The sequence below is a fragment of the Geobacillus sp. BMUD genome (assembly GCF_013096845.1).
GTDB lineage: Bacteria > Bacillota > Bacilli > Bacillales > Anoxybacillaceae > Geobacillus > Geobacillus vulcani.
Map to the genome: position 1 here is coordinate 69,905 of NZ_SDLA01000011.1, position 18,399 is coordinate 88,303.

The 18,399-nt window shown below is 54.3% G+C and carries 13 protein-coding genes and 2 pseudogenes; 3 read left to right on the forward strand and 12 right to left on the reverse strand.

The genetic code is table 11. The annotated features are described in order from the left end of the window. The first annotated feature begins 73 nt into the window (after nt 1–73). A complete protein-coding gene (pepF, locus tag ETC05_RS12595; RefSeq protein ID WP_171661149.1) occupies nt 74–1,924 on the forward strand; it encodes an oligoendopeptidase F in 1,851 nt (616 codons plus the stop codon). Between the two features lie 171 nt (nt 1,925–2,095). Here pepF and ETC05_RS12600 read toward each other — a convergent pair whose 3' ends face one another. From ETC05_RS12600 to ETC05_RS12645, 11 genes and pseudogenes are all read right to left on the reverse strand, one after another. Further along, on the reverse strand, nt 2,096–3,565 hold the full coding sequence (locus ETC05_RS12600) for a nicotinate phosphoribosyltransferase (protein WP_171661150.1): 1,470 nt from the start codon (nt 3,563–3,565) through the stop codon (nt 2,096–2,098). Between the two features lie 80 nt (nt 3,566–3,645). Further along, a pseudogene (locus ETC05_RS17710) lies at nt 3,646–3,756 on the reverse strand (cysteine hydrolase family protein); the annotation flags it as partial. Nucleotides 3,757–4,177: 421 nt separating this feature from the next. Next, nucleotides 4,178–4,927, reverse strand: a complete 750-nt coding sequence (gene yidC / locus ETC05_RS12605; protein ID WP_031409347.1) for a membrane protein insertase YidC — start codon at nt 4,925–4,927, stop codon at nt 4,178–4,180. Nucleotides 4,928–4,971: 44 nt separating this feature from the next. After that, on the reverse strand, nt 4,972–5,238 hold the full coding sequence (locus tag ETC05_RS12610; protein WP_171661151.1) for a hypothetical protein: 267 nt from the start codon (nt 5,236–5,238) through the stop codon (nt 4,972–4,974). Between the two features lie 82 nt (nt 5,239–5,320). Beyond that, a complete protein-coding gene (locus ETC05_RS12615; protein ID WP_171661152.1) occupies nt 5,321–9,478 on the reverse strand; it encodes a bacteriocin-processing peptidase family protein in 4,158 nt (1,385 codons plus the stop codon). 150 nt (nt 9,479–9,628) lie between these two features. Then, a complete protein-coding gene (locus ETC05_RS12620) occupies nt 9,629–10,381 on the reverse strand; it encodes an alpha/beta hydrolase (protein ID WP_171661153.1) in 753 nt (250 codons plus the stop codon). An 86-nt stretch (nt 10,382–10,467) separates the two neighbouring features. Then, nucleotides 10,468–10,971, reverse strand: coding sequence for a metal-dependent hydrolase (locus tag ETC05_RS12625; protein WP_031409339.1), 504 nt, complete (start codon nt 10,969–10,971; stop codon nt 10,468–10,470). Nucleotides 10,972–11,020: 49 nt separating this feature from the next. After that, nucleotides 11,021–11,392, reverse strand: a pseudogene (locus ETC05_RS12630) (hemerythrin domain-containing protein); the annotation flags it as partial. A gap of 117 nt (nt 11,393–11,509) precedes the next feature. Next, a complete protein-coding gene (locus ETC05_RS12635) occupies nt 11,510–12,304 on the reverse strand; it encodes a uroporphyrinogen-III synthase (protein ID WP_171661154.1) in 795 nt (264 codons plus the stop codon). Nucleotides 12,305–12,480: 176 nt separating this feature from the next. Continuing rightward, complete coding sequence (locus ETC05_RS12640) at nt 12,481–12,729, reverse strand: hypothetical protein (RefSeq protein ID WP_031409333.1); 249 nt, start codon at nt 12,727–12,729, stop codon at nt 12,481–12,483. A gap of 157 nt (nt 12,730–12,886) precedes the next feature. Further along, nucleotides 12,887–15,253: an immune inhibitor A domain-containing protein gene (locus ETC05_RS12645; RefSeq protein WP_033842344.1), complete on the reverse strand. Its 2,367-nt coding sequence runs from the start codon at nt 15,251–15,253 to the stop codon at nt 12,887–12,889. 258 nt (nt 15,254–15,511) lie between these two features. On the opposite strand from ETC05_RS12645, the gene ETC05_RS12650 reads away from it, so the two are divergent. Together ETC05_RS12650 and map are read left to right on the forward strand one after the other, a co-directional pair. Next, entirely contained in the window at nt 15,512–16,816 is a 1,305-nt protein-coding gene (locus ETC05_RS12650; RefSeq protein WP_171661155.1) for an ATP-binding protein, read from the forward strand. A 253-nt stretch (nt 16,817–17,069) separates the two neighbouring features. Then, the gene (map, locus tag ETC05_RS12655) at nt 17,070–17,819 is read left to right on the forward strand and encodes a type I methionyl aminopeptidase (protein WP_171661156.1); all 750 of its coding nucleotides are present in this window, start codon (nt 17,070–17,072) and stop codon (nt 17,817–17,819) included. A 148-nt stretch (nt 17,820–17,967) separates the two neighbouring features. Here map and ETC05_RS12660 read toward each other — a convergent pair whose 3' ends face one another. Next, complete coding sequence (locus ETC05_RS12660) at nt 17,968–18,369, reverse strand: secondary thiamine-phosphate synthase enzyme YjbQ (protein ID WP_171661157.1); 402 nt, start codon at nt 18,367–18,369, stop codon at nt 17,968–17,970. Nucleotides 18,370–18,399 lie beyond the last annotated feature (30 nt).

The following is an 18,399-nucleotide window of genomic DNA, read 5'->3' on the forward strand; positions in this document are numbered from 1 at the left end:
TCTTTTTTTGGCTAAAATCGTTCTGCTTGCGCATACTACCAACAAGAGGAAAACAGGCAAAGGACGTGATAATATGAAGCGCTGGCTCCTTGGGCTCGCCGCCGGGCTTCTTTTGACCTCCCCATGGCCGACATCGGCCGCCGAAACCGCATACGAATGGAATGTAGCTGACATTTACCCATCCGAGCACGAGTGGATGCGCGACTATCAGGCGGTGCAAAACGCCTTGCCGAAACTGGCGGCGTTTGAAGGGAAGCTTGACGATGCCAAGACAATCGCCCAACTGTTCGCCCTCAACGAACAAACGGCCCGCAAGCTCGAAAAACTGTCGCTTTACGCCCATTTAAAACGCGACTTGAACATCGAAGACAAGACGGCCGCGCGGCTCGGGGCAAAAGTGGAAGCGCTCGCCGCCCACTATGCGGCGAAAACAGCGTTTATCGAGCCAGAGCTGCTCGCCCTCCCGGAGCGAACGCTCAGAAAGCTGCAAACAAGCGAGCCGCTGAAGGCGTACCGCTATTACTTCCATGAGTTGCGCGAACAAAAACCGCATACGCTCACGAAACGCGAAGAACAGCTGCTCGCGAAACTATCGCCGGCGCTCGGCGAAGCGGAGAACATTTATGACCACGCCGCCCGCGGCGATTATGAGCCGCCGTCTGTCAAGATGCCGAACGGAAAAACGGTGACATTGACCGACGATCAATACGCCGCCATGCTTGAACACTCGGACCGCCGCTATCGAAAAGCGGCGTTTGAAGCCAAAGCCAAAAGCTATGAAGCCCTGGAACAAACCGCAGCCGCGACGCTGTATGCCTCGGTCAAAGCGGATGAATTGTATGCGAACGTTCGCCGCTATCCGTCCGGCTTCGCCGCCGCCCTTGCCGCCGATGACGTACCGAAGGAAGTGTTTGATCACTTGATCGCCGCCACCCGCCGCCACTTGCCGGCGCTTCACCGCTATGTCGAACTGCGGCGGCGCGCGCTCGGGCTGGACCGCGTCCATAGCTATGACTTGTACGTACCGCTTGTCAGTGAAACAATGAAGCCGATTCCTGTTGAAACGGCCAAGACGCTCATTATGGAAGGGCTCAAGCCGCTCGGCGCCGACTATATTCGCCACGTGCACCGTGCGTTTCAAGAACGATGGTTGGACGTCTACCCGCGCCCGAAAAAACATACGGGCGGCTATAACACCGGAGCGTATGACACCCATCCGTTCATCTTGCTCAATTACAACGGTTCGCTTGACAGCGTGTTGACGATGGCCCACGAACTTGGACACGCCATGCATTCCGTGTACACGAACGAGGCGCAGCCGTACCATTATTCCGGCCATTCGATTTTCACCGCGGAAGTGGCATCAACGGCGAACGAATGGCTCATGCTCGATTATTTGTACAAACAGGCGAAAACAAAAGAAGAAAAACTCCGCCTGCTCATCGAACAAATCGAGCAAATTCGCGGCACATTGTACACGCAAGTGATGTATTCCGAATTTGAGCGAATGATTCACGACAAGGTGCGCCAAGGCGGCAGTCTCACAGCGGACGAATTGAACGATCTTTGGCTTGGCCTGCTCAAAACGTATTACGGCCCGGCGTACGCTGCCGATCCCGGCGCCGCGCGCGGCTGGCTGCGCATTCCGCATTTTTATGACGCCTTTTATGTATACAAATATGCCACTTCGCTCGCGGCCTCGCACGCCATTGTGAGCGATATCAAAACCGATCAAAGCGGCGAAGCGGTAAAGCGGTACAAACAATTTTTGCGCGCCGGCGCATCCGATGACCCGATCCGTCTGCTCAAGCGGGCCGGAGTGGATATGACAAGCCCCGAACCGATCGAGCGCGTCTTGCGCCACTTTACTGCTCTTGTCGATGAACTCGACAAACAGCTGGCAAGCAAACATTCCTCATCATGAACGAAAACGTGCCTCGCCTCGCCGCGGGACACGTTTTCCTTTGCCACCGCATCCGCCGCTCCACAAGCCGAGAACGAGGTGCAGCGAGACGCCTGGTGGGTTCACCATCCAATCGCCGCCTGTCGCGCGAGCGCCGATCCGCCTTTCGACTTGTCCGCGCCCGGCGGCCGGTTACTCTTTCGTCGACATGCGCGCGATCGTTTCTTTCACCTTGCGGATGTTTTCCATCTTATTGTCCCAGCACGCCTGGCTCAAATCGACCGGATATTGCTCGGGATTGAGCGTCCGTTTGTACTCCTCCCAAAACAAGCGCAAACTTTCTTTCGCATACGCCTGAATGTCCGGAAGCGGCGGCGACGTATACACAAGCCGTCCGTTATCAAAAATCGTCACATGCAAATCACGCGCTTCGAAATTGGTGACGAATTTGCTGATGAATGTATACACTGGATGAAACATTTTCAATCGTTCTTCTTGCTGCGGGTTTTCGCTCTCTAAGGCGATGTAGTCGCCTTCCGCTTTGTGGTTGATTTTGTTGACGATGCGGTACACCCGCTTCAACCCCGGGGTTGTCACTTTTTCCGGATTGCCGCTGATTTTGATCGTATCGACCATTTCTCCCTGTTCGTTTTCGATCGCCACCATTTTGTACACGGCACCGAGCGCTGGCTGATCGTACGCGGTAATGAGCTTTGTGCCGATCCCCCAGACATCGATTTTCGCCCCTTGCGATTTCAAGTTTAAAATCGTATCTTCGTCCAAATCGTTTGAGGCAAAAATTTTCGCATTCGGAAATCCAGCTTCATCGAGCATTTTCCGCGCTTCCTTCGACAAATAGGCCAAGTCGCCGCTGTCGATGCGGATGCCGATAAAGTTGATTTGGTCGCCCAACTCCTTGGCGACGCGAATGGCGTTTGGCACCCCCGACTTCAACGTATCATACGTATCGACAAGAAAGACACAATCTTTATGGCGGCGTGCATACTTCAAAAATGCGGTGTATTCATCCTGATACGCTTGAATCATCGAATGGGCGTGCGTTCCGGCGACCGGAATGCCAAACAGCTTCCCGGCGCGCACGTTCGATGTCGCCTCAATCCCGCCGATATACGCTGCGCGCGCGCCCCAAAGCGCGGCGTCCATCTCCTGCGCCCGCCGGCTGCCGAACTCCAAAGCCGGTTCGTCCCCGAGAATATGCTTAATGCGCGACGCTTTCGTGGCGATGAGCGTCTGGAAATTGATGATGTTTAAAATAGCCGTTTCGATGAGCTGCGCCTCGGCGAGCGGCGCCTCAATGCGCATAATCGGTTCGTTGGCAAACACCACTTCCCCTTCACGCATCGAACGGACCGTGCCGGTGAAGCGAAGCGTCCGCAAATAGTCTAAAAAGTCATCACGGTAGCCAAGTTCTTGGCGCAAATAGTCGATGTCGCTGTCAGAGAAGCGGAACTGTTGCAAAAACTGAATCACGCGCTCCAACCCAGCGAACACCGCATAGCCGTTGCCAAACGGCAGCTTGCGGAAAAACACCTCAAACACGGCGCGGCGCTCATGCATACGATCTTCCCAATACGTTTCGACCATATTGATTTGATATAAGTCCGTATGAAGCATCAGACTGTCGTCGGCATATTTTTTCATGAATTTGCAACCTCCAACAACGAATGACTGCGCCGCAGCAAAAGAGAACGTTCATCGTCTATTCTATCATGTTTTCTCCATTATTCCACTATTTCCGCGCCCAACGTATGGCGAAAATGGCGGAGCGCCCATTCGTGTCCCGCCGGGTCAAAACTCGCCACCGCCCGCTGGTGAACGACGATGCGAAACCCGTGTAGTCGATGATGATAAGTGCTCTCTCCATCAACATCCCTCCCGTGTATTTGTTTAACAAACGAGTTTAGGTTGTACATTGACGCTGCTATACTTTTACTCTACTCCAGCATGCAAAATCTGGGCAAGCAGAAGTCATCAACGAGCGGGGCCATGCGGCTAAACGGGCTTCCCTCACTTCATGGCTTTTTGTCCGAATCATCTTTGCAGCGATTTCTCATCGCATCACGATAAGGTCAGTGATTGAAAAGAACCGTCCGTTTCCTAGCCTCATTCTTGTAGCATCGGCGCTGCTTTGCCACGTTCACTCATCGATCAAGGAAACCGTTGATGTTCACCAACCTTTCTATGGCGAGAAACAAACATATCCCCTGCCTGCTTTTCTGTTTGGAAAGCAAACAGGGGATGTTGGCTAGTGTGCTAGCTGTTTTCCGCCGCTTTCGCCGCTTTCAGCTGACTGCGCAAAAGGAGCGACTGGATGATCGAGAAGCAGCCGCCGACGACCCAATAAAGCGACAGCGCCGATGGAACGGAGCTGGCGCCGATAAAGATCATCACCGGCATGATGTACGACATCATCGCCATTTGCGGCATTTGTTCTTCGGCCATGGATGGCGACAGGCGGAGTGAGATGAACGTCGTCAACGCCGCCAAAACCGGCAAAACGAAATACGGATCGCGATGGCCGAGCTCGACCCATAAGAACGAATGCGTTTTAATTTCCTGCGTCCGCGAAATCGCGTAATAGAGCGCCATAAAAATCGGCATTTGAATGAGCACCGGCAGGCAGCCGCTCGCCGGGTTGACGCCGTGCTTTTGATACAGCTGCATCATTTCTTGCTGGAGCTTGCGCTGCGTTTCCGGGTCTTTGCTTTTATACTTTTCTTGCAGCTTCAACAATTCCGGACGCAGTTTTTGCATGGCGAGTGATGCGCGGAACTGCTTCAAAATGAGCGGCAGCAAGCAAAACCGGACGATGAGCGTCAGCACGATAATGGCGATGCCGTAGTTGTCGCCAAACCAATGGCCAAGCGTCAACAAGAGCTTTGACATCGGGTAGACAAAATAATGGTCCCAAATGCCTTGACTATGTTCGTCGATCGGTTCGTTGCGGTTGCAGCCGGAAAGAAGCAACGCCGCGCCAAGCAGCACCAATACCCATTTTTTCATGAAAAGCCCTCCCTTATATCATGTTGCAAAATCATGCCGTTTCATCATAAAGGAAAGGGCCTTCCATCCTCATCCGCACGGCTTGTTCGTTCTCGAATCGGGATTTTCCGCCGCTGCGGCAAAAACAGCGGGCGCGATGGAAGCACCGCTCGTTTGGCGCCTCCCTCTGCTTCATGCTCGCGAACCGCAGCCAATGCCGGCTCATAAAACAGCGAACCCGCCATTCGACGCGCGCCCATATGCCCTTTCATGATGATCCATAACGCGCCGACAAGCGACATATAGACAAGCAAATCGATCGGCGCTTCCATGCGTCCACCTCCTTTTCATCCGACGGTTCTTCTCTTCCCATAACGATAACAAACTTTCCATCAAAAGAAAAGCAAAAATCCATCACGTTCTCCCCAAGGGGTGAAACACCGGTTCGTCAGCCGCCAACATGGCAAGCTCTCCGCTTTCATCGGCCGCTAACGCCTCCTCAAGCTCTTGCTTCGCCTCATCGAAGCGCCCAAGCAGCGCGAGATAGCGGGCTCGTTCATAGCGAAGTCGAGCATCTTTAGCCGCGTGGACGCACCGTTCAATTGCCGCGAGCGCCTGATCGATGAACCCTGCCGCTTCATAAGCAGCCGCCAGGTGCATATGAAATTCTTCGTCCTCGGGGTACCAATCAGCGTAGCGCTCCCAAAGCGACGCCGCTTCTTGAACGCGCCCCGTTTCCCGATACTGTTCGCCAAGCAACATGAGCGCCTCACGGGCGAGCGGTTCTTCCGCCACGATCTCCTGCAGCTGCCGCTCAGCTTTCTCGTGCTGCCCTTCTTGAAGCCAAACGACCGCCTGCCACACGCGCAGTTCGATATCGTCCGGGTCATCAGCCACTAGCCGCTCAAGCCACCGCTTGGCCTCTTGGCGCTTTTTCTCCTCATCGGCCTTCAACAAGTGTTCGACGAATTCACGCGCCAATGAAGGATCCCAAACGCGGGCAAGCGCTTTGCGCCACGTTTTGACGGCATCGTCCTCCAGCTCGATCGCCGCATAAAGGCGGGCGAGCTGCCCATAGGCTTCCGCATGGCTGGGATTGAGACGAATCGCCTCCTCATACAAATCAATGACGATCGAAAACAAGGAAAACCTGCCCATCCATTCTTTCGCTTTTGTCCACCACCGCACCGGCTCGTCGTTTTCGTTCCGTTCCTCTTCCAAATACGGAAGGAGAGAGGCGGCCGCGTTCCGATAAATAACGCTTTTCGCCTCGCGGCTTGTCTTTAGCCGCTCCAACCGATGGCGAAGCTTCCCTAAACCGCGCATCGTTTTCGGAAACAGAGCGACGTACGCCGGATACAACGATTCGTCGTCAGGATGCCGAGCGATCAGCTGTTCAAGCAGCTTGACCGCCTCTTTCGTGCGCCCTTGCCGGCCGAGCACACGGGCCCAATGACGGAGCACTTCACGGTCATCCGGCGCAAGGGCAAGCGCCTTCTCGACCGCCGTCTTTTCTTGATCGCGGCGTCCGAGCGCTTCATAGACGTATCCGAGGCTGTCATAATACCAAGCCTCACCTGCATGCGGACGGGCATCGGCCAATGCCTGAAGCAGCGCTGAAGGCTCTATGATCGCTGCGAGTTGTTCGATATCCACACGCAGCGGGGCAAGACGAACCGCCTGAAGCAAATGCGCGTGCTGCCGCTCTTCGTTTCCCTCCGCCTCATAGAGCGCAGCTAAGCGAAAATGGCAGGGGGCGAACGACGGATCGGCTTTGAGACACGCTTCATAATGTTGTTTCGCCTCTTCGTAGCGGCCAAGCGAGGCGCACAGCTCCGCCAGCCGGAAGAAGGAAAGCGCATGGCCCATGGCGGCGGCTTCCCGGTAAACATCCATGGCTTTGGACGGCCGTCCTTGCCGTTCATAAAGGACGCCAAGGGCGGAATAGGCCGAAGCGAGTTTCGGGCGTGTCGACACAAGCTGCTCCAAAAATGTCCGTCCGCGTTCGAAAAGAATCGGCGTTGTCAACAGCTCAAGATAAAACTCATACGCTTCTTCCGCATCAAACTCGGCAAGGCGCAACCCTTCCTCCAACAACGAAAGCGCTGTGTTCCGCTCTTCCTCTTCCTCGGCGAAGCCATGGGCGACAAGCCATCTTCCCGCATTGAGGCAATATTCGCTGTTGTCGGCAAAACGAGTGCGCTGCTCGATTACATACCGACGCGCCGCTTCCGCATCGCCACGCTCAGCAAGGGCGGCCGCCAAGCCGAGATGGGCGAACACGTCCTCACTATCGTGGCGGATCGCTTCTTCGTAACACGAAACGGCTCGTTCCGCCTCTCCTTCCTCCATATAGAGATCGCCAAGGCGGACGTAAAGCGGCGCCAACCGCCAGGCGGCGGCCAATCCCTCTTCCAGCACCGTTTTCGCTTTTTCCCGATCGCCGGCGTCATGATACAAGTCGGCCAACATCAAATACGGATACGGTTCCTGCGGGTCAAGCGTTTTGGCGACGCAAAAACCGCGTTCCGCCTTGCGTCGGCGGCCGAGCTCCTGATCGCAGCGGGCCCGCTCATACCAAAGCTGGGCATCCCGCCGTTCACGGCGAACAAGGTGGTCAAACCAGTCGCGCGCTTCCGCGAACCGCTTCGCGTAGAACAACAGTACACCATGGTTCGTTTCGATAAACAAATCGCCTGGATACAGGCTGACCGCCACGCGCGAAGAGACAAGCCCTTTCTCGATCTGGCCGGCGTACGCCGAGGCAAGCCCCCAATAGCTCCATACTTCCGGTTGGTCCGTATCAAGCTGGAGCGAGGCGCGAAAATAGCGGGCCGCCTCTTCGTAACGGCTGGCAAAAAAAGCGATTCGGCCGCGCAAATAATGGTAAATCGGGCTTTGCGCCTTTCCTTTCACCCGTTTGAGCACGTCTTCAGCCTGCTCCATTTCTTGTGTGTAAACGTACGCTTTCGCCGCCATCAGCAGCAAGTCGTTATGTTCGGGATACTCGCTCAAGACGCGCCCTGTGTAATCCAACACAAGCGGCTTCGCCTCATCGCTGCTAAAATGCTTCATGACATACAGCCATGTGTACGGGATGTGCTCATGCTTGCGCAAAAAGGCGACAAACGCGGCGAAATGCGCCTGTTCGTCCTCATCCATCTTTTCGGCTAACGCGTGCAATTCGCGGAAATAGCGGTCTTCCTCTTCGGGGAGCTCGGCGGCGAGCGCCGCTTTTTCCCGGGGAAGCGCAACAATCGACAAATAATGCGTCCCTGCATACCATTTGGCAAGCTCGTCCTCAGAAACGACAAACGGATCGAATAAATTGGGATCTTGCACGTAAAACGCCTCGAGCCGCTCGTCATAGCCAAAGAGCACCTGCACGTGCGATGACTGTTCATAATCGACGCTTAACAGCACCGGAACGCCTTCGTCAATCAACCGTTTCCAACGCAACGGCGAACCAATAAAAAAACGGCAAGTAAATCCAAGATCCTCCAAATATCGAACCGTCGTGGACAATTTTGATCCACGGACATCAAAAATATGTTGGGCCACTTCATCCTGCGTGCGGGGAGATCCAAGCAATCGAAGCATCATTTCCAAACTCGCCGGCACGCAATAGTTATGCTTTTGCACGACCGGCACAAGCGGCAGCACCACCGCCCGTTTACTTTGCCGCCCAAGCGCGCGGGCGTACGGCGTTTTTTCAAGCTGCGGCTCCGCTTTCACAAGCGATTCAAGTTTCTCCCACTCCCCAAGCCGATAATGCAGCTCTGCGCGCAAATGAGTAAAATAGCGGCGATGCATATGAAGCGGATTCAGGCGGTCAAGTTCATCCATCGCCGCGAGCGCCTCGCGGTAGGCGCGCACATCGCGCAGGCGGCGTACACGCTCAGCGTAAAACGCCAACACTTGCGGAAAGCGCCGCTTTCCTTCCTCCAAAACGGCAAGCGCCTCTTGATGACGGCCATCCAGAGCGTACAAATCCGAAAGCAACAAATAGCACATATCGCCGCGCTCCGGATCATCCATCCCAGCGCGAACCGCCTGTTCGGCGCGCTTCCGGTCGCCGGTCTCGATATAAAAGTAGCCCCACTTGTCATGCATCGGCACCGTCTCATAGCGGGCAACCACATCCATCCATTCCCGCGCCTCATCGATCCGCTGCATATCGAGCAAAGCGCGCACCAACGCAAACGCCGCCCGGGCGATCGATTCCCTCGGCTCCTTCACCCGGCCTTCGAGCGCTTCTGTAAGGCGCGGGACAAGCGCTTCTTCCACATCGAGCGGCCGGCGGTTCTCGAGCCACTCGTCGCACACCCAAGCGAGCGTCTGCAGCGTGTTGAACTTCCGGTGGGCGTACCGCGCGACAAGCCCGCTATGCCGGTACATGAGCGCATAATCAAACAACCGGACGAACGTCCGAAACGGTTCGATCGCATTCCATGACGCCATGAGCGACCGCCACTCGAATAATCCTACGTTTTCCAAATGCGGTTTTATTTTGTCAAGCGCCTCTATAATTCTCTTTTCTTGAACGAGCAACGAAATTTGTTCAATCGTCATGCAACATGAAGCTCCTTTATCATTTTTCACTATCACTAGTTTAGAACAAGCCGCCAAAAACAGCCACCTATTTTTTTAGAAAAATAACGACAACAGAACAGGAAATGACCCGCCCTGTTTGGACAGGACGGGCTGGAAACAGGCGCGTGTTTAGTTGGCATGCTTGGAGAAAAATTTGAGTGATCGTTCGATAATGATGGATTGATCGTAGTCAAGCGTCGCCACGTGATAGCTGTTTCGGAGTCGGACGATTTCTTTCTCCGTCGATGGAATGCCTTGAAAAATGATGTCGGCGTTTTCGGGCGGCACGACATGGTCTTCATCGGAAACGAAAATCAGCGCCGGGCAGGTGATGCGTCCGAGCTCGTTTTTCACTTGCTCCATCAATTGAGCCAGCTGAAGAAGCGACGCCGTCGGCGTTTTTTCGTACGCCAGCTCTTTGACATCTGGATTTTTCAAATCCGAACCGATGGAATCAAGATACCGCGGCACCTCGCCCCCGGCCGTCAGACCAGCGCGGATGGCCGGAATATCGATGGCGGCGTTGATCGGCACGATGCCGCGGATTTCCGGGTGCTGTTCCGCCAAATAAAGCGTGAGCGTCCCGCCCATCGACAGCCCGGTGACAAAAATGGTTTGGCATCGTTGTTTCAGCCATTCATATCCTCCTTCGACCGAGGCAATCCAATCGTGGAACGTCGTCCGCTCCATGTCTTCGTAATGCGTTCCGTGCCCTTTTAAGCGCGGCAGGCAAACGGTATAGCCGGCTTTCGCGTACGCTTCAGCGAGCGGACGCATGCTGTGGGGCGTGCCCGTGAATCCGTGCACGAGCAACACCCCGACCGGCCCATGTTCGGCGTAAAACGGCTCGGCGCCAGGGAGCACCGGGTATTGTTCGCTCATCTTCCTCTCCCCCTTATCTAGTCAATCCCGTTCCTTTCACCATATTCGCCGCCGCTCCTCTTTTTTCCTTTTTTTATCGAGCGCCGTTACCACATCGACAACCATGACCGCCACCATTCGTGAAACAAGCCGTTGACGCCAAAATAGACGAACCCGATCCAAGCGACGCCAACCAATGCTTTTTCCATCCCTTTTCCCGTCCGGTACAGCGGCACTTTCCACCGCTTGGACGAAAACGGCCAAAACAACGGCACCCCTTGAACGGAAAAAAAGTCTTCTATAATATGAAACAAATAACCAAGCACCAACCCGACCGCCAATGGCGATGCCGAATCGCGCCAAACAAGCGCAGCAAGCACCCCCCAGACGATGAGCGAATGCGTCATGCCGCGATGGCCAAACGCCTCCTTCACTTTGCCAGACACGCCAAATGAACGGCGGCCGACATACGAAGACGGCTCGTCAATATCAGGAAGAAGGCTGCCGATGGCAAGTCCCATCGTATAGGCGGCGGTAAACGGCAGCTCGGTATGCGCGGACACCGCCGCGCCGAGACATAATGTAGCGATGACATGGCTGGAGTATCGCAACGAAATCCCCTCAAACTTTGATCGTTTTCCCTATTATACCACAAAAAAGAATATTCTCCGGCAGCTGGGCGGTTTTTTCTAAAAACATGGAAAGGCGCGCTTTTGCCTGTTCGTGTTCGTATTCCATGACGGCGATAGGTCCGGTCGTCCGCCCGATGTACCGAGCCATCATCGGGAACAATACGCTTTCTTCCCGCTCTGAATGCGGATCTAGGGCGGCGACGAACGATTCAACTATTTCCCTTAACCCGGCGAGCAGCTTACGCCAGTTGCGGTCATCTGTCCCTTGGCCGATCGCTTCCGCTGTGGCAAGCAGCTGCTTCATTTGGACGCGCAGCCGGCCGTGTTCTTGTTTGAATTGCGCCAGGCCGGCGCATAGTTTCACCCCTTCAGGGCCGCCCATCTGGCAAAATGAATGCATCATCGATTCCTCCTTTTTATGAGCCGTGCGTTGTCTCCATTATACCGTGGGCGGCGCCATGACTGTTGTGAGCGATATCACACACTGAAGCAAAAAAAAAAAAAGCCCCAGTGGGGCTTATCGTTGAAAATAACGGGCAAGCGTCACGATCATCGCTCCCATCCGCTCATGTTCCGGAGCGATGATGCGATGGACTCCCTCTTCTTCCAATGCCTCTTTTGTCACTTTGCCGACGGCGCAGGCGACAACATCGGTGCGGAACGCCTCAAGCAGCGGGGCGATCTCTTTTTTCTCGCGGGCAAAGGAAAAGAAAAAACGGACTTGCATCGCCGATGTAAAACAGACAGCATCGACCTCGCGACCGACAACTTCATTGTATAGCGTCTCAAGCGTCTCCTCATCCGGAGCGACATGCCGGTATGGAAGCAGTTCCGTATAGGACGCGCCACGCTCAAGAAAAAATTGTCGAAGCGCCGGAGCGGTGTCGCCGTACAGTTGCACAACCACGTTCTTGTTCGCAAAGTCGTGCCTGCGAAGAACAGCAATCAACCCTTTCGTCGTCCCGTCCTCGCTTGCGGCCACCGGGGTGACGCCGATTTGTTTCAACGCCGTCACCGTTTTATAGCCGCGGGCAGCCACGTTCGCTTCCTTGATCGTTCGATGCCATTCAGCATCCATTCCCTCCCTGTCGGCTGCTTCCAACAGCGCCTCAAAGCCAATTCCCGTCGTAAATACGATCCAGTCCGGCCGCATGGCGATGACAGTTCGCATTTCCTCTCCCAATTCGCTTCCCTTTGAAAAGACGGTCCCTTGCGCCGGGCGGATCACGGCCGTTCCTCCTTGCTTTTCAATAAGAGTCGTCATTTCATCCAGTTTGCGTGAGGCGCACAAGGCAATCCGTTTGCCATGCAATGTCCATCCCCCCTATGGTCAGTCGTTCATCTTTTCCATTCTAAAAGATGGCGTTTGGCTATGCAATCAAAACCGTTGCGCTTTGTGACAGGCTGCCTTCCTCCTCGAAAGAATGTGTAGGGCATAGACAGCTTCAAACGCCATGAAAAAAACACGCGTCCTAAGGCGCGTGCCGTTCAGCGAGTATGTACGACAGCTTCCTCTCCCCGGCGATCAAAGGATCCGGTGATGCGCGTCGGCTCAACAGAAATGATCCGATCCAACGGAATATTCATCAGCCGCATTTGACGGTTGTAGACAAACAATTTACGGGCTTCCTGGTATAACTTGACCGGCAGCACGACCGCTTCCCCTTGATAGGTTTTTACACGCAACGGCTGCTTCTCGGCAATCCACGCCGACAGCTGTTGGCACAATTCTTTCATTCATTCGCTCTCCCTTCTCAAACATTCCTACATATGATTATAAAAGAGACCAACGGAAAAAGGGGCGAAGAAAAATCAACAAATTCGACGAGCGGATGACAAATCATGTCGATAAAAATTCAGCGCACGGAAACGTTCCGTGCGCCTCAAGATTTTGTCAGCGATAGATCAACACGCGCGCCGCAGTGCGGTCAGCGCTTTCACCGATCACGCGAATGTTTAAGCCGTAATTCGGCACGTTCCGTCCGGCGTCAGCCGCCCCTTTATTGTCATACGTTCGGCTGTCATCAAACACCGGCATTGGCGACGCATCGTTGTCGATCAGTTGCGAGCCGCCCATCTCGACGCGGAACGGTGCGCCTTTTTTCAAGCTGAACGCCGCATCGTGCACTTGATAGCGCGTCGAGGCCGCCGTGTTGCCCGACCATTTCAACGTGTGCTGGTCCGCATCGACGACGCCAAGGAACCCTTCTCCCGGGTGAACGCCTGTCCAGTTGTTGTCGTATCCTTCGTCAACATACCAAATGACAAGTCCCGGGTCATACGACAGCAATCGGCCGCCGCGCAAAATGTGAGCCAGCCCTTGATCGACGCCCCGGTGATTGCGCCATTCAAGCAAATAATAATGCTTCGAGCGCACGATGCCGTCGCTTTTCACGAAACCGTCCAAGGCGAAGGCGCTGCCGCCTTCCGCATCATCCGCAAGCACGGTTGTTCCATCTGCCGCCACTTGAATATTATCAATATACCAGCCGGCTTCCGACACAGCCACATCCGTTACGTAATGGAAACGGAGATCGATGATTTTGCCCGCATAGGCCGACAAGTCAAATTCGGCCTTCACCCAACCGTTCGATGCGCCGGTAATGCCGTTGCCCGGGTTTTGCCCATATGGATTGTCGGTCGTTGTAATGTTTCCTTTGACGGTCGTCCACGCACCCGCCCCGTGCTCCTTCACCTCTACCGAGGCGTAATCCCAGTCTTTCTCGATCGCATACCATGTATCAAACGTCAATACCGCTTGCGATGCACTTGTCAAATCAATGACAGTGGACATGGAAACATCCAAATGGTTCCCTTTGCCGGAGAAATACGCATAAGCACCACTGGCCGGGGTCGTAACGACCGTTTCTTTGTCCGGCAAGTTGATGCGCACGGCATCGTTGTTCGTCCCTTTTGTGTTCGCTTCATCGAGCACGACTTCCACGCCGTTTTGTGTCACTTCGTTCCACTCAACGGTTGTTCCGCTCAGCCAGTTGCTTCCGGGCATAGTTGACTGCAAAAACTGCTTCGCCCAAGCGCTGAAGCCGGTCGGTTCAGTGCCCGGAATGCGCCCCGCCCAGCTGCCGCTCGACATGATGGACCAATACGCGATCGGCTCGCCTAAACCAGAGTAAATCGTATCGTATTCATCCGGCAGCCCTAAATCGTGGCCGTACTCATGAGCAAACACCCCCGCCGCCCCGTCGGCCGGCTCGATCGTATAATCGTAAGCTGCCAGTTGACCGCGCCAATACGGCACATCCGTCGTCGTGTTCGGAATGCGGTACACGGATCCTAAATTCCAACGGTGCGACCAAATGGCATCGCCGCCAAGTGAACCACCGCCCGCCTCTTCACCGACGCTTGAGTGGATGATCATGAGATGATCGATCAAGCCGTCCGGCTCACGCGTGTTGCCGTCGCCGTCCAAATCATAGCGGTCCTCTTGGTCAAATTCGCGCAAATTGATGCTCGGATCTTTCGCAGCCGCCGCGAGCGCCTCGCGCACAAGCGCGCGCGGGTTCGCATCGTTCCCGTCGGGCGCCGGCACGTTGCCGCCGTAGTATTTGGCCGGATATTTCGCCTGATACCAGCCCGCCACTTTTCCTTCAATGGAATAGCTGCCGCCCGATTGTTCTTCATAATATTTTTTCACCGAAATGAGTTTCTCGCTGTTCGGCCCTTCGTAATAGCCGTCATCGCCGCCAAAAATCATGTCTTCGTAGTGCTCGCGCGTATAGTCTTTGTAATACATATCGGTTTCATTGGGCTGGATGCGATTGTGCGGGAAATCCGGATATTCGATGAGCAAAACGAGCACCCGATCGACTCGCTTGCCTCCGTTCCACGGCTCCGGTTGGACGGACGGCACGGAAGTTGTTTTCGACTGGCCAAGTTTTTTTCCTTTCCCATTCAGCACGCCGTTTTTCCGCTGCTGATCCTGCAGCGCTTCCGCACGCTTCTTCTCGTATTCGTACAATTCCCCCTTCTCCCGCGGCATGTGAGCCGCCTTTTGCCGCAAATAGTCGCGCACCGCTTGTTCCGCCTCAGCCGGAGTCGCATCGGCGCGAAGCGTTCCGCTTTTTTTCAACATCTCCGCCAGCTTCTCGTCGTTGGCGATCGCAAAATCGATCGCTCCCCCTTGCTTCACAGCTGGAATGCCGGAGGTGTTGGCCGCTTTCGGTGCTTCCGCCGGAGATGTCCACAGCCCGATGCCGAGGGACATCGCGGCAACAAGTGAAGTGATCGAACGCTTAGACAGAAAAACCCCTCCTCCATCAATAGAATATATACAATTAAAATATTACAGAATAATTTAAAAATAATGAACAGTTGTTTTCTGATAAATAGAAAATAGTTCTTTTTCCCTGCTCTTGTCGAAAAAACAAGATTTATATCAAAAAAAGGCTATGAATTCGACCTTAACATGCGGGGCAGTTTCCGGTTACAATGTAATATATTCGCAAGTTTTGTAGAAATTCTGCCTATGCAGCTTGACGATGGGAAAGAAGGTGCCGCGATGCTGAATATTTTCAAAGACTTTTTGCTCAACTTGTTTTTCATCCTTCTGCCGGTGTTTCTCGTTCCCCTCTGTATGGATCGGGAGAAGGGAGGACAACGGCTCCGCCTTTATTTGCCGACCATTTGTTACGCCGTCGTCATCGTGTTATGCATCACCCTTCCGGTCGGAGCAGAGAGTGATTTCATCTTTGACTTGCGGCAAGTTCCGTTATGGCTTGGCGGTCTGTACGGCGGAGCTGGGGCAGCGACGGTTTTAGCGTTTACGGCGATCGCCTACCGCGCGCTGTTCGGCGGAGCTGGTGTCTTTGTCACCACCGTCGTTTCCATCGCCATCGCTGCAACGAGCAGTTTATTAACCAAACGGTTCATCCGAATGCCGTCCAAACAGCGCACGTTGCTCGCTACCTCACTCAGCTTCGGCTCTGGTCTATTGACCATCGCCATGGCGGAGTGGATGGCGGCCGCGGGTTCCCCTCCGCCTTCCGTGGCACTCATCTTTTTGTTTGTGCAGCCCATCAGCATGCTCGTCGTTTGTTCGTTCTGGGAAATGATGCATCATAGCATCGCGCTGCGCAAACGAGTGATTCGCGCCGAGAAAATGGAAGCCGTCACCCATTTGGCCGCCTCCATCTCCCATGAAATTCGCAATCCACTCACCGCGGCGCGTGGGTTTATCCAACTGATCGAAGAGCAGCCGCTCGCTGCCGATAAACGCCGCCAGTATGCGCGCATCGCCATTGAGGAGCTTGATCGAGCGGAAGCGATCATCACCGATTACTTAACGTTCGCCAAGCCGGCGCCCGAGACGCCGGAAAAGCTGAACGTGAAACTTGAGATCGAGCGGGTCATTGACATTCTCCGCCCGCTCGCCAATATGAGCTGCGTCAATATTCAAGCGACGCTTGCCCCCTTTTCCGTCATCGGTGAGCGCGAAAAATTCCGCCAATGTCTGCTCAACGTGATGAAAAACGCCATCGAAGCGATGCCCAACGGCGGGACCCTGCAAGTGTTCGTCTCCATTGACAGCGGCCGTGTGCTCATCCGCATTGCTGACACCGGCATCGTCATGACGAAAGAACAGCTCGATCGACTTGGCGAACCGTATTTTACGACGAAAGGCGCCAAAGGCACTGGGCTCGGGATGATGGTCGTTTACCGCATCGTCGAATCGATGAACGGAACGATCCTCATCGAAAGCGAAGTACATAAAGGGACAACGGTGTCCATTTATTTGCCGCTCGCACCGTCTCCTTCTTCCGCGGCGATTTCCGATAAAGAAAAACAGCTGTTTGCCGCCTTGTGACATAGCAGAGACCAGCCGTAAAAGCTTTTGCAGACAAGGACCAGCATATCGAAGTTCTGGATGCCCACCCATCAAAGGGGCTTTTCTTTTTTTCGGTCATCTTTTCCTTTCGTCGCCCCTTTCGCATACTATTTTGGGGTGAAATCTTGGAATAGATCCCCAGTTCAGAACGGATCGCCGCGGTTTCACATCACAGTTCTTTTTGCTACAATACTATCGAAGCGAAACACATCGAGGAAAAGGAGACAGTTGCATGATTCACGTCAAAACCGAACGGGAAATTCAATTGATGCACGAGGCGGGGAAACTCTTGGCCGCCTGTCATCAAGAGATTGCCAAGCGCATCAGACCGGGCGTCACAACAATGGACATCGACCGGTTCGTCGAAACGTTTTTGGCCAAATACGGCGCCAAACCGGAACAAAAAGGATACCGCGGCTATCCGTATGCAACATGCGCTTCCATTAACGATGAAATTTGCCACGGGTTTCCGCGCAATGAGCCGCTGAAAGAAGGCGATATCGTCACGATCGACCTTGTCGTCAATTTGCGTGGAGCGCTCGCCGATTCCGCCTGGACGTACGCCGTCGGCGACGTCGGCAAAGACGTGAAAAAGCTGCTTGACGTCACCGAACAGTCGCTCTATAAAGGGATCGAGCAAGCGGTTCTTGGCAATCGAATCGGCGACATCGGCCACGCCATTCAGACGTACGTCGAAGCGCACGGCTTTTCCGTCGTCCGCGATTTCACCGGACACGGCATCGGCCCGACGATCCACGAAGAGCCGTATGTCCCCCACTTCGGTGAAAAAGGAAAAGGGATGCGTTTAAAGGAAGGGATGGTCATCACGATCGAACCGATGGTCAACATGGGGGCATGGCAAAGCAAAATGGATCCGAACGGCTGGACGGCGCGGACGATCGACGGCTCGTATTCAGCGCAATATGAACATACGATCGCCATTACGAAAAACGGACCGCTCATTTTAACGACGCTGGCGTAAGATTGCGACGCCAGCCGGCTTTTTGCCAATAGAAAAACCCGGGCAAACGATTCGCCCGGGGCTTTTCTATGCTTTCTCCCATTGGCTGACGATATGATTCAGCCATCGTTTTTTCTTATTTTAATATTTACATAATATAATTATGGTTTCATCCTCTAATAACTTTCACGTAAAACGTGCGTTGGCGCGGCCCATCGTACTCGCAAAAATAGACCCCTTGCCACCGCCCAAGGAGCAGGCGGCCTTCATGAATGATGACGTGCTGCGAGGCACCAACCGTGCTCGCTTTCATGTGGGCAGCCGTGTTTCCTTCCATATGGCGATCAAGCGGATGCTCCCATGGATAGATTTCATCAAAGCGGCGCATCATGTCGCGCTTGACATCCGGATCCGCGTTTTCGTTAATGGTGATGCCAGCCGTTGTATGCGGACAATAGACAACAGCGACCCCTTCGGTCACGTTAGCCTGGCGCACCGTCTCCTCGACGAATGAAGTAATGTCGATCATCTCATCCCGCTTTGCTGTGCGGATTGTAAACGAACGAAGCATACATTCCACCACCTGCCTGGGCAAACATTT